Origin of the sequence: Clostridium taeniosporum (genome assembly GCF_001735765.2) — a bacterium.
Taxonomy (GTDB): domain Bacteria; phylum Bacillota; class Clostridia; order Clostridiales; family Clostridiaceae; genus Clostridium; species Clostridium taeniosporum.
Window position 1 is genome coordinate 1,563,375 of the sequence record NZ_CP017253.2, and the last position, 13,041, is coordinate 1,576,415.

11 protein-coding genes are annotated in these 13,041 nt (G+C 23.3%); all 11 read left to right on the forward strand.

The window, feature by feature from the left end; translation table 11 throughout:
- The first annotated feature begins 259 nt into the window (after positions 1 to 259).
- Positions 260 to 769, forward strand: coding sequence for a QueT transporter family protein (locus BGI42_RS07280; RefSeq protein ID WP_069679690.1), 510 nt, complete (start codon positions 260 to 262; stop codon positions 767 to 769).
- Between the two features lie 486 nt (positions 770 to 1,255).
- A complete protein-coding gene (locus BGI42_RS07285) occupies positions 1,256 to 1,762 on the forward strand; it encodes a hypothetical protein (RefSeq protein ID WP_069679691.1) in 507 nt (168 codons plus the stop codon).
- A gap of 219 nt (positions 1,763 to 1,981) precedes the next feature.
- Complete coding sequence (gene wsfD, locus BGI42_RS07290) at positions 1,982 to 3,478, forward strand: glycan biosynthesis hexose transferase WsfD (RefSeq protein WP_069679692.1); 1,497 nt, start codon at positions 1,982 to 1,984, stop codon at positions 3,476 to 3,478.
- Positions 3,475 to 4,329: a diguanylate cyclase domain-containing protein gene (locus BGI42_RS07295; protein ID WP_069679693.1), complete on the forward strand. Its 855-nt coding sequence runs from the start codon at positions 3,475 to 3,477 to the stop codon at positions 4,327 to 4,329. The genes wsfD and BGI42_RS07295 overlap by 4 nt, the downstream gene beginning before the upstream one ends.
- On the forward strand, positions 4,313 to 5,668 hold the full coding sequence (locus tag BGI42_RS07300; protein WP_069679694.1) for a DUF2334 domain-containing protein: 1,356 nt from the start codon (positions 4,313 to 4,315) through the stop codon (positions 5,666 to 5,668). Before BGI42_RS07295 ends, BGI42_RS07300 begins: the two co-directional genes overlap by 17 nt.
- An 11-nt stretch (positions 5,669 to 5,679) precedes the next feature.
- Positions 5,680 to 6,930, forward strand: coding sequence for a glycosyltransferase family 2 protein (locus BGI42_RS07305; protein WP_069679695.1), 1,251 nt, complete (start codon positions 5,680 to 5,682; stop codon positions 6,928 to 6,930).
- Between the two features lie 17 nt (positions 6,931 to 6,947).
- Positions 6,948 to 9,074 carry a cellulose biosynthesis cyclic di-GMP-binding regulatory protein BcsB gene (locus tag BGI42_RS07310; protein ID WP_069679696.1) on the forward strand — a complete coding sequence of 709 codons (2,127 nt, stop codon included), beginning with the start codon at positions 6,948 to 6,950 and terminating at the stop codon, positions 9,072 to 9,074.
- A gap of 235 nt (positions 9,075 to 9,309) precedes the next feature.
- The gene (locus BGI42_RS07315) at positions 9,310 to 9,579 is read left to right on the forward strand and encodes an ACT domain-containing protein (RefSeq protein ID WP_069679697.1); all 270 of its coding nucleotides are present in this window, start codon (positions 9,310 to 9,312) and stop codon (positions 9,577 to 9,579) included.
- 15 nt (positions 9,580 to 9,594) lie between these two features.
- Positions 9,595 to 10,950 (forward strand): PFL family protein, encoded by a 1,356-nt coding sequence (locus tag BGI42_RS07320; RefSeq protein WP_069679698.1) that lies wholly within the window; start codon positions 9,595 to 9,597, stop codon positions 10,948 to 10,950.
- 543 nt (positions 10,951 to 11,493) lie between these two features.
- Positions 11,494 to 12,363 (forward strand): DegV family protein, encoded by an 870-nt coding sequence (locus tag BGI42_RS07325; RefSeq protein ID WP_069679699.1) that lies wholly within the window; start codon positions 11,494 to 11,496, stop codon positions 12,361 to 12,363.
- Positions 12,364 to 12,637: 274 nt separating this feature from the next.
- The gene (locus BGI42_RS07330) at positions 12,638 to 12,904 is read left to right on the forward strand and encodes a hypothetical protein (RefSeq protein ID WP_069679700.1); all 267 of its coding nucleotides are present in this window, start codon (positions 12,638 to 12,640) and stop codon (positions 12,902 to 12,904) included.
- Positions 12,905 to 13,041 lie beyond the last annotated feature (137 nt).

The following is a 13,041-nucleotide window of genomic DNA, read 5'->3' on the forward strand; positions in this document are numbered from 1 at the left end:
AACTACGGTTAACTTTTAATAAGATGAAGCTTTTATATATTTAAAAGGTTTATTGGTTTATTGAATTTTTATCGTAGGATTAATATCCTACGATTTTTTTAAAATAGTATAAAAAAGATAATCTTTAATTATAAATTTTGAAATTTTAAAACTAAAGGTTAAGTTATAATAATAAAAGTTAATGGTTTTATTTAAGTTTATAATAAATTAATTATATAGCTTAGGAGGTTGTTGAACTAATTTTTAGGAGGAGATTTTAATGAAAAGTAGTAAAACAACAAAAAAACTAGTTAGAACAGCGGTTATAGCAGCTATTTATGTAACATTAACTTTAGTATCAGCATATACAAGTTATGGGAATGTTCAATTTAGAATTTCAGAAATAATGGTATTATTAGCATTTGTAGATCCATTTTATATAACAGGTCTTACATTAGGATGTTTTATAGCAAATATGTTTAGCCCAAATGGAATGTTAGATATATTTTTAGGAACACTAGCTACATTAATTAGTGTTATAGCTATATCATTAACAGCAAAATACATTAAAAATAATAAAAAAGCATTATTAATAGCTTCATTATGGCCTACAATATTTAATTCGTTAATAGTAGGATGGGAGCTTAATTATTTATTACATATTCCACTTATATTAGCTGCAGGGGGAGTAGCAATTGGTGAGTTTGTAGTTGTTACTTTAATAGGGTTACCAGTATTTAAATTAATACAACGTAAATATAATAAATTAACTTTGGCAAAAGATATTTAAAAAAAAATATTAATAAAAGACATAAAAAGGAATTTTAATCTTTTTTATGTTTTTTTTGTTCTTTATTTATAAAATGTAATTATTTTATAAGGAAAAATTGCATATATTATATTAAAGAATATTATTTGGGAAAAATAAAATGAATAAAACTATATATATATCTTTGATAATAATTATTTTTCTTTCTTTGATTTTAGATATAGTATTTATGTTAAAGGAAGAGGAACGTAAATTACCTAAATATTTTTTATATAAAATTTTACTTATAATTACATTAATATTTGGAAAAATCATGAGTTATTCTCTTTTCAAGTAATTTGTAATATTAAATATATATAAATATCATAAATGCTAAATTAATAAAATTATGAGGTGATAAGACTAATCCACAGCGTCTTATGATAATTATAGTAAAAAATATTAAAGAAAGGAAAAGTATAATGAAAATGTGTTTTTTACTATGTTTTCATTATACAAGGTGATATTATGCATATATCAACAAAAAAAAGGTTTAATAAGATAGGAGATAAATTTATAAAAAGTGATTATGATTTATCAACTATAAGATGGATAATTAATGAAGTTAGAAATACTATTTGGGATATGAATAAAATGGACTTTGAAAAACTTATGGGTATACCAAGAAGTATATTAGAAGAAGATGTATATATTAAGGATATTAAATCGTGGCAAAAGGAAAATAAGAGCTACTTATTAGAAAATTTAAGTGATTTTAAAGAGGAATATTTTATAAAGTTAAAAGAAAAAATTTATTCAGAAAAATATTCTGTAAATGATATGTTAGAAACCATAGACTACATTACAGATAACTTTGATGATTTACAAGAAAGATATAGTGGGAATGTGGAAATGCTTTTAAGAAATATTGAATTTGGATTTAGAAATTTGAATTTTTCTGACAAAGAAAAAGTGGTATTAAATGGAGAGATTTTTTCTAAAAGTATAGAAAGTGTAGTAAATGAGACTTTATAAATTTATAATAGGTAACCAAAATTAAAAGAAATAAGTCATTATTTAATAACTTATTTCTTTTAATTTTTTTATAAATACATAAAAGTTATGTTAATTTCTTAAACTAAATTATAGATAAAATAATTTAGTTTAAAGTGAAAAAAGTATATAAACTTAAACAAGTTCATAGATATTTTTGTTAATTATATAATTTCGTAAAAAATTACTTAAATAAAGAAGGTGAATAACATAAAAAAAATAGATTTGTTTAAGCATAAGTATAATTATATTCTTAGTAATATTAATTATCCATTGTTTGCATGTTCTTTAGTATTGATAATAGGAATATTAACATTATTTATATATCCTATTATAGGTATGGCAGATAATGGAGAGTTTTATAAAGTTATGAATAGAAACGACGTTTATTATTTACACAAAAATACTGATATGTTTTTAGGTTATTTTGTAAAAAACTATGGTATCTATAAATATAACAATGAACATGTTAATTTATTAATATCAACACAATCAATATTTATAAAGATAGCTATTTTTTTAGATAAATTGTTTACAAAAGATCATATTTTTGATATACGGTTTATGGCAATCATGTTTTTAATAATTGAAGCCATAGGTATTTATTTATTAATAAAGACATTAACAAATAAGTTAAATAACTATAAATATAAATTAATAATAACTTTAATAACTATTTTAATATTTTGTGATACAGGTTATTTAGCATATTATAACTCATTTTATGGAGAAAGTGTTAATATATGTTGTTTTTTATTTAGTGTAGGATTATTGATTTATATGATAGAATTTAATAAATTCACATGGTACAATTTAATCTTATTTTCAACAAGTTCACTTCTTTTCTGTGGAACTAAACAACAATTAGCACCAGTAGGTATCTTAATATCACTTGTTTTTTTTATAATAGGAATTTATTTAAAAAAGAAAAAAATAATTAGAATCTTAAGTTTTATTCTGTCAATCATATTCATAATAAGTTCTGTATTATTCTATAAATTATTGACAGAAGATTTTAAATATACAGATATATATCATTCTATGAATAGAGGGATTTTATTAAATGAAAATGATCCAGACAAAATATTAGAAGAATTTAATATTAATCCACAGTATTCTTTACTTCAAGAAACAGATTTTTTTGAAGAAATAAAATTACTAGATCCATATAAAGAATCATTAATAAAAGATTACTATGAAAAAATTTCCTTAGGACAAATTTTAAAATATTACGTCATACATCCAACAGCTCTTATGAAAGTATTGAAGATAAGTTTTAGTAATGGATATTATATTAGACCAAAAGTAATTGGAAATTATGAAAAAGATACTAATAAAGTTTTTGGAGCTAAATCATATTTTTTTGGATTATGGAGTACATTTAAAGAGAAAATAATCCCCCATAATATCTTATTTACATTATTAACAATAGGATTTTATTTATATATATCTATTTCTAGGTTTTTAAGATCCATAAAGAACAGTGATAAAAAAATTCAATTAAAGGAAATTACATATTTTTATGTTTTTTTAGTTGGATTATCTCAAGTTGTTATTTCTGTAATAGGTGCAGGAGATGCTGATTTATCAAAGCATGTTTTTATGTATAATATGACATTTGATTTGATACTTATATATATTCTTAGTTTAATATTTGAAAATAAAACAATAAAATCGCAAGGTGGTTTTAAAGTATGAATGATATAGACATTAGAAAAAAAGTAGATCTTTTAATGACGCTCTTAATAACTTACTTTTTTATTATAGCTATTAGTTTTAGTATTTTTGACTTTAAGCAATCTTTTGAGAATTATATTATGCTTACAATCATAATGATAATTGCAGTTACAAGTTATTATACCACTGTAACATTTTCATTAATTATTATTTTAATAGCTGATTTTATTTATATAAGTTTAAAACTGTATTTAAATCTTACAGGGAATCTTACAGTGAAATTTAATACATATTATTGGATATTAATAATCCCTATTACAGCATTATTAATCTCACTAGTATCAAAAAATATAGTGGATTTGCAAAAAAAAATATATTTTTTAGAGAATGAAAATTCACGGCTTATAATGATTGATGAATATACAGGGATAAGAAACAATAAAGCTCTTATGATGGAATTGCCAATATATATGAATATGAGCAAAAGACATGGATTGCCATTAACTTTGATAATTGTAAAAGTTAAATTTGCACATAAATTAAAAAAAATAATAGGAAAAGAAAAATATTTAGAATTATTAGTACAAACATGTGATATTTTGAAAAAAGCTTTAAGAGAAGAAGATGTTAAATATATATTGGATGAAAGTACATTAGCATTTATAACAATAACAGATGAAAATGGATCTAAAGTTGTAAAGAAAAGATTTAGAGAAAACATAAATAATACAGCTTTTTTAGAACACTCTTTATATAAGAATATAAAATTAGATATTCAAATTGGATCTTATACATTTCATAGTTCTATAAATGATCCAATGGAATTTTTAACAAAAGCTGAAAAGGAAATTGAATATGATATCAAGGAATAAATTATCTGTTTATAGTAAATTAACCGTGTTAGTATTTATTTTTATAATTATAAGTAATGTATATTTTATAAAAAATACATATGGAATAGAGTCAAATAATAAAATTTTAATTTTATATGATGTTTATAAAGATTATGGAAAAGAAAAAAATGCTTTAAATTACATAAATAGAATATGCTTAGATGATGCTGATTATATTGATATAATTAAGTGTTCTGCTTACAAAGAAAAAGATTTAACAGAATATAATAGTATTTTTGTATTAAATTTTTCTAATACTAATCTAAGTGAAATTTTAAAAGAGAATTTAAATAGGTATGATAAGAAAATAATTTGGATTGGTAAAAAAACATATAAGGACTTTTTAAATATTGATAAAGTAACTTATATAAATGAATTAGATTTTAATAAGTTTAGTTATAATGAAATAAAAGATAATATTTATAAAAATTTTAATAGAAAAAATAAAGAAAATATATATTTATATATTAGCGATGTAACACCTTTTAACGAACTTAATACATTGGTTGAAGAAATAGATTATTTAAAAGAATTAGGAATACGCTTTTTTATTGAAGTACCTCCTATATTTAAGAATGATAATTTAAAAGCTATGAATAGATTTGCAGAGGTATTACGATATGCACAAGCTAATGGTGGAGGTGTAATATTAAATTTTCCACCACTAGTAAATTTGAATGTTAATGGAAGAGATATAGAAGAAAAGATAAGCTTAGGATTTAAAAATTATATAAATTATTTTGTTTATCCTATATCTATTAGTATAAGTGATTATTTTTTATATAGAGAAGACTTAAAAGAATTATTTGAAAAAACTAATACTATATTTATAGATTCTAATATAAATATAGAAATTTTAGATTTTGATAAGTATTCAATAAAAGCTAATAAAAATATAATTGAAAAAGTTAATTCCTATAGTATAGATCATTTACATAATAATTTAGCAGTAACTGTAAGTGCTAAGTTACCTATTGATGAATTTAAGAAAAAAGTAATGGGAATATTTAAAAAAGAAGTATATTTTAAAGATATACGTAATATAAATAGTAGTTTTACAATTGATAATTTAAATATCAGAAACAATAAAAATGGTGTGTTTTTAAATGAGGAAAATGTTACACAATCATATTTTATTAATAACGAAAAATATAGTGATTTAAAAATAGGAGAAGACAAAAAAATAAATGAAGATACTAATATAAACTTAACAAAAACAAATAAGATTTTAGTAATTATTAGCATAGTTGTTACACTTATCTTTATATTAATTGTTTTTATAAGTTTTAATATTGATAGAAGAAAATTTTTTAAATAGGAGAAAATAATATGAATATGTTTGACTACATTACTTTATATTCTTTAGGAGTAATTTGGATAATAATATTTGTAAATATTGTTTTAGTGGTATATGGATATATATATTATTCAAAAGTTCACAATAAAAAAATGGAAGAAAAATTAGAATATTATCCTTTTGTTTCTGTTATGGTTCCAGCTCATAATGAAGCTATTGTTATAAGAAAAACAGTAGAATCTTTATTAGAACTTGATTATCCAAAGGATAGATATGAAATTATAGTAATAAACGATAATTCAAGTGATAATTCAGCAGAAATATTACAAGAAATAAAAGAAAATTCTCCAAAAAGAAATTTAATAATAATAAATACTGATAATATTATTGGGGGAAAGGGTAAATCTAATGCTCTTAATATTGGTCTTAAAAGAAGTATTGGAAAAATTTTAGCAATTTATGATGCGGATAATACGCCTGATTCAAAAGCATTAAAATACTTAGTTCAAACACTTGTAGAAGATAATAAATTAGGTGCTGTTATTGGGAAATTTAGATGTAGAAATAAAGATAAAAACTTACTGACTAATTTTATAAATATAGAAACATTGACTTATCAATGGATGGCACAAGCTGGCAGATGGGAAATGTTTAAACTTTGTACTATTCCAGGAACTAATTTTGTTGTTAGAAGAAGTATTATGGAAGAAATGAATGGTTGGGATACTAAGGCTGTAACAGAAGACACAGAGGTGAGCTTTAGAATTTATATGATGGGATATAAAATAAAATTTATGCCTCTTGCTGTAACATATGAGCAGGAACCTCAAACATTAAGTGTATGGTTTAAACAAAGGATTAGATGGGCAAAAGGAAATACATATGTAGTAATAAAAAATTTTAAGTATCTTTTTAAAAAGGGATTTGGGGTCACTAAATTTGATATATTGTATTATACAATGATTTATTTCCTTTTTTTATCAGCTAGTATATTTTCAGATTTATTATTTTTATTAGGCTTTGGAGATATAATTCAAATAAATATTACTGGATATGGATTAATATTATGGGTAATGGCATATACTGTATTTAATTTATCTATAATGATAGCAATTTCAACTGAAAAGGGAGAGTTAAACATAAAAAACATAAGTGTAATAGCAATTATGTATTTTACATATTGTAAGTTATGGGCTATTGTGGCTGCTATAGGATTTTATAATTATATAAAAGATTCTTTACTAAAAAGGGAAAGTAAATGGTATAAAACTGAAAGGTTTTAGATGGAAGAAGGTTAGATATGAATAAGTATAATACTATTTTATATAAATTGAAATTTTTCATATTTTTTATACTTATATTTTTATTTATAGGTAATATTATATCAATAAAAGTAAGTGCAAAACCAATTAAACGTTTAACCAATATAGAAAGTGTTGATAATACAAAGACATATACGATGGGAAATGATTTGAGTTTTAAAGGAGTATTTTCAAGTCATAGTTGGTATTTTAATATTAATAAATGGTGGAGTGTTAACAATGTTGAGACCAATATAAGATTTTCAATAAATCAATTAGTAGATGCTGAAAAAGATGCTTATATAGTGCTATCTGTTAATAATGTTAATTTCTATTCTCAGAAAATATATTATGATTCAAATAATCGGGTTCAAAAAATTAATATAAATATTCCTAATGATTTAATTAGAGATGGAAGTAATGAAATAAAAGTTGAGACATATTCAAGAATTTCAGATTTACCTTGTATAGATGATGTAAATATGGCTAATTGGATTACTATAAAAGGAGATTCTAATGTAAAAGTTAATTTCAATAATGTAATAGCTGATAGTAATATAAGTAATTTTCCATATCCATATTTAAAAGAAAATGATGAAGAAACACAACAACCATGTATAGTAATACCTAATAATTACAGTGATGGTGAACTAACAGCAGCTTTATTATTGAATTCTTATTTGGGGAAATTATATCAAAGTGGTGATTATTATGGAGAAATATTAAAATATGATGATTTTTCTAGAACATCTTCTAAGAATGTAATTTACATTGGAAATTATCAAGATATTCCTCAAGAATTAAATTTAAATGATACTGATAGGGAAAATGCGGCTCTTAAAGTGATTAATTCTCCATATACTAAAGATAAAAGTAAGAAAATGTTATTAATATTAAGTGATAATGATGAGTTACGTTTAAAAACTGTAAAAACTTTAATGAATAAAGAAATAGTTTTTCAATTAAATAGTGATACATTTATAATAGATAAAAACTTGGAAGAAGAAAATAAAATTCAAGATGAAGATGGAAAAATAACATTTAAAGATATGGGAAGTAATGAAGTTTATTTAAAAGGTCAATTTAGAAGAAGTGCAACTTTAAACTATAGTCTCCCTAAAAATAGAGCTTTAAGTGTTGGTGATAAAATAAAATTATTTATGAGGTATTCTGAAAATCTTGATTTTAATAGAAGCTTAGTAACAGTATATATAAATAATACTCCAATAGGAAGTAAAAAATTAGAAAAAGTTAAAGCTAACGATGATGAGGCAGAATTTATTATTCCAGATGATGTTAAATTAAGCGGTTATATGGAACTTACAGTAGCTTTTGATTTAGAATTAGAAAACTCATATTGTGAAAAGCGTCAAGAAGAAACTCCTTGGGCTTTAGTAAGAGGAGATTCATATATTTATACAGGATTAGACGATATAAATAATTATTATTTTTCTACATATGGAACACCGTTTATTAAAGATAGAAAATATAATGACGTATTATTAATTTTACCAGATAATTTAACTTCAGAAGATTTAACTTCTATAGGTAGAGTTTTTAGTTATTTAGGTAAAGATATTTATTATAATAATGGAGTGTTAAAGACTATTCGAAGTTCTAAAATTAATGGAGAAGAAAAAGATAGCAACATAATAGTATATGGAACACCAAAAAATAACAATGTTATTAAGAAACTAAATAACAATCTTTGGTTTAAATATGATGATACATATTTGAAGTTTTTATCAAATGAAAAGTTATTTTTAACAGATCCATTTTCAAGGGAGATAGCTACTTTTCAACTTGACGTATCTCCATACAATGTTCAAAAATCAATGCTTGTTATTACATCTCCAGATGAACATATATTAAGAAATTCATTAGAATATCTAAGTTCATCAAAAAAAATATATAATCTTAATGGGGATAGTGCAGTTATAGATCAATATGGAAATATAAAAACGTATAAAATGAAAGAAGAAATTTCAAAACCTATTTATAAAAATGTGGCTTCATTAGATTCTAAAGCTAAAGGGCTTTTAGGAATTTCAGCATTATTTATCATATTTATTATTATTTCTATTGTCATGTATTATTTAAAAAATAGATCTATAGAAAAAAAATGAGTTTCTTTTTATTTTAAATCTAAAAAAATTGGAAGCAAGTATTCAAAGAATATAAAAAATTTAAAAATAAATAGTTTTATTAAATAACTAAGTTAAAATATTTTATATTAAAATTGACAAATTTTAATACAAAATATAAAATAAAAGTATTATTTGAAAATATTTGTAAATAAATAGTCATCTAATTGATAGAGTATATTTGCAAAAAATAATTTATAGAATGGAGAAGATAAGCATGAAAGCAATATTAACAGTAATTGGGGAAGATAAGGTTGGTATTATTGCAGGGATTAGTAACAAGTTACAAAAGTTTAATATTAATATATTAGATGTTAATCAAACAATAATGCAAGGATTTTTTACTATGATTATGATTTTAGATTGTAAAAAAATGAACGCAGAATTTGAAGAAGTACATAAAGCATTAAGTGCTAAAGGTGCTGAACTTGGGGTAGAAGTTAAAATTCAAAGGGAAGAAATTTTTAAGTCTATGCATTCACTATAATTGGGGGGAAAACTTATGAATACAAGTAAAATACTTGAGACAATAAAAATGATTGAAGAAGAAAAATTAGATGTAAGAACTATAACAATGGGAATTTCGTTGTTAGATTGTATAGATCCAGATGGAGAAAAAGCTAGAATAAAAATATATGATAAAATTACAAAATCAGCAGAACATTTAGTAGAAGTAGGAAATAAAATCGAAGCTGAATTTGGGATTCCAATAGTAAATAAAAGAGTTTCAATAACTCCTATGTCTATAATTGCAGGATCTACTAATGAAGAAAATTATGTAAAATTTGCTCAAACTTTAGATAAAGCAGCTCAAAATTTAGGAATAGACTTTTTAGGAGGATTTTCAGCTTTAGTTCAAAAAGGATGTACTAAGGGAGATAAGATTTTAATAAAGTCTATTCCAGAAGCGTTAGCTACTACAGAAAAAGTTTGTGCTTCTGTAAATGTAGGATGTACAAAATCAGGAATAAATATGAATGCTGTTAGAGATATGGGAGAAATTATAAAAAAAACAGCAGAACTTACAAAAGATAAGAAAGGCTTTGGTTGTGCAAAATTGGTTGTATTTGCAAATGCAGTAGAAGATAATCCTTTTATGGCTGGTGCTTTTCATGGCGTTGGAGAAGCAGAAAAAATAATAAATGTAGGTGTAAGTGGTCCTGGTGTTGTAAAAAGAGCTTTAGAAAAAGTTAGAGGCGAATCTTTTGATGTTGTTGCAGAAACAATAAAAAAGACAGCTTTTAAAGTTACAAGAATGGGAGAATTAGTGGCTAATGAGGCTTCAAGAAGATTAGGTGTTCCATTTGGAATAGTTGATTTATCCCTAGCTCCAACTCCAGCAGTAGGTGATTCAGTAGCGGAAATACTAGAAGAAATGGGTCTTGGAATGGTAGGAACACATGGTACTATAGCAGCTCTTGCAATGCTTAATGATGCTGTTAAAAAAGGTGGTGTTATGGCATGTAGTCATGTTGGTGGACTAAGTGGTGCTTTTATACCAGTTTCTGAAGATGCAGGTATGATTGATGCTGTAATAAATGGTTCATTAAATTTAGAAAAGCTAGAAGGAATGACTTGTGTATGTTCAGTAGGACTTGATATGATTGCAATTCCTGGTGATACACCAGCATCAACAATATCTGCTATGATTGCTGATGAAGCAGCAATTGGTGTTATAAACAATAAAACCACAGCTGTAAGAATAATTCCAGCACCAGGTTGTAAAATAGGAGATATGGTTGAATTTGGAGGTCTTTTAGGTACAGCACCTGTAATGAAAATAAATCCTAATTCATCAGCTTTATTTATAAAAAGAGGTGGAAGAATTCCAGCACCAATACATTCATTTAAAAATTAAGATTTAATTTGTAAATTCTATATATTAAATAAGTGGATTGCTATATTGAAAATATAATTACGTAAGTTAAAATATTAAAAATAGTTCTTAGATAAAATTTATTTGAGAACTATTTTTATTTATTACTAGATTTACAATTTTAATATTCTATTTTAAACCAATATATACATATTATGATATAATGTACTTATAAGCAAGAGAACTAGTATAGATTACAAACTAACAAATAAGAGTTTATAACATTATGAATGATTAATAAATTTTAATTAATATATTTTGTTAAACTTTTGTATAATAGTTAAACTTTAAACTTATTATTGTATAATATTATTTAATTAAGTATACAATTAAAGGAGAGTAATTATAAATCCTTTAATTATATTTCACCTAACTTATTTATAATACATAGTATAATAAAGTTATGATATAATTTCCATAATTAAAGTTTTATAATAAAGTGTATTATAAATATAGCTTCATATACCAAAAAGTTAGTTTGTAATATGAAGTATGAAATTAAATAAATAGTAAGGATGTAGATTAATGAAAAAGTTTATTATAACGACAGACACAACATCAGATTTATCAAAAGAATATACAGAACAAAATAATATAGGACTTCTAGTAATGTCATTTCAGATGGATGGTAAGGAATATGTAGGAGATGAGAATTTAGATATAAAAGATTTTTATGATAAAATGCGTTCAGGATCTATGCCAACAACAGCACAAGTGAATCCAGAACAAGCAAGAATACAATTTGAAAAATATTTAAAAGAAGGATATGATATATTACATATTTCATTTTCTTCAGCACTTAGTGGAAGTTACAATAGTACAAGAATTGCAGCTATGGAATTAGCAGAAACATATGCTGATGATAAAATCATAGTTGTAGATTCTTTAAGTGTTTCTTCAGGTGAAGGACTTTTAGTATATAAAGCTGTGGAATTAAAGAAACAAGGTAAAAGCATAGAAGAAATAGCTAATTGGATTGAGGAAAATAAGCTAAATGTTTGTCAATATTTCACAGTAGATGATTTGAATCATTTGTATAGAGGTGGACGTGTATCAAAAACTACGGCTATTCTTGGTACTGTAATAGGTGTAAAACCTATTATTCATGTAAATAATGAAGGAAAGCTTATACCAATTTCTAAAACTAGAGGTCGCAAACAATCTTTAGGAAAATTATTAGATAATATGGAAAAATTAATGGGTAGTTATAAAGAAGAAAACGATGTTATATTTGTTAGTCACGGTGATGCAGAAAAAGAAGCAAAGTCTGTAGCTGATAAGATTAGAGAAAGATTTAAAATTGATTCTATAGTTATTAATAACATAGGGCCTATTATTGGAACTCATTCAGGGCCAGGAACTGTTGCTGTATTTTTTATGGGGGAAAATAGATAATTATAAATATAGTTTATAATTAAATTTATTTATATAGTAAGTAGTTTAAATTATTCAAACTTAAAAATATAATTAAAAGTCTAAATTATATAAATTTATATTTATAATTTATAAAAATACAATTAAAGTTATTTTAGTAGAACTTTAATTGTATTTTTTATATATAGAGATTTATAGTATTTAAATTATTTATAAATGAGTTAAAGTTGAATGGAAGTTAATAATTATAATATTAATAATAATGTAGTGTAAAAAATAAAAGGGGTAAGGGTTGATGGATAGAAAGTGTTTTATTGGATTTATGGGGATAGTCTTTGGGTCGCTATTATTATCGTTAGAATTATATGGATTAAAATTTATACAATTTATTGACTTGAAGGTAAATGGAAGTTGCTATACTAATGAATGTGAATATATAGGTACTGGTACTATATCAATTGCATTTATAATAACAATTGGAATCATTATTTATAGCATTAAATTAATTATCAAAGCAAAAAATAAATCTAATGATAAAAATAATAAAAATGAAAACTTCTAATCTTGACTATGTAACTTTTAGAATATACACTAATATGGTGATATATACTTATACTTAATAAGTTTATATATGTCAAGTAATGAAATTTAATATAACTATATGTTATTAGATATTTAAGTAGGTGAAAAAGTGGAAAC

What these genes read in the sequence shown, in the direction of transcription:
- BGI42_RS07280 (WP_069679690.1), top strand. Translation starts at nt 260, where the DNA reads ATGAAAAGTAGTAAAACAACAAAAAAACTAGTTAGAACAGCGGTTATA.
- BGI42_RS07285 (WP_069679691.1), top strand. Translation starts at nt 1,256, where the DNA reads ATGCATATATCAACAAAAAAAAGGTTTAATAAGATAGGAGATAAATTT.
- BGI42_RS07295 (WP_069679693.1), top strand. Translation starts at nt 3,475, where the DNA reads ATGAATGATATAGACATTAGAAAAAAAGTAGATCTTTTAATGACGCTC.
- BGI42_RS07300 (WP_069679694.1), top strand. Translation starts at nt 4,313, where the DNA reads ATGATATCAAGGAATAAATTATCTGTTTATAGTAAATTAACCGTGTTA.
- BGI42_RS07305 (WP_069679695.1), top strand. Translation starts at nt 5,680, where the DNA reads ATGAATATGTTTGACTACATTACTTTATATTCTTTAGGAGTAATTTGG.
- BGI42_RS07310 (WP_069679696.1), top strand. Translation starts at nt 6,948, where the DNA reads ATGAATAAGTATAATACTATTTTATATAAATTGAAATTTTTCATATTT.
- BGI42_RS07315 (WP_069679697.1), top strand. Translation starts at nt 9,310, where the DNA reads ATGAAAGCAATATTAACAGTAATTGGGGAAGATAAGGTTGGTATTATT.
- BGI42_RS07320 (WP_069679698.1), top strand. Translation starts at nt 9,595, where the DNA reads ATGAATACAAGTAAAATACTTGAGACAATAAAAATGATTGAAGAAGAA.
- BGI42_RS07325 (WP_069679699.1), top strand. Translation starts at nt 11,494, where the DNA reads ATGAAAAAGTTTATTATAACGACAGACACAACATCAGATTTATCAAAA.
- BGI42_RS07330 (WP_069679700.1), top strand. Translation starts at nt 12,638, where the DNA reads ATGGATAGAAAGTGTTTTATTGGATTTATGGGGATAGTCTTTGGGTCG.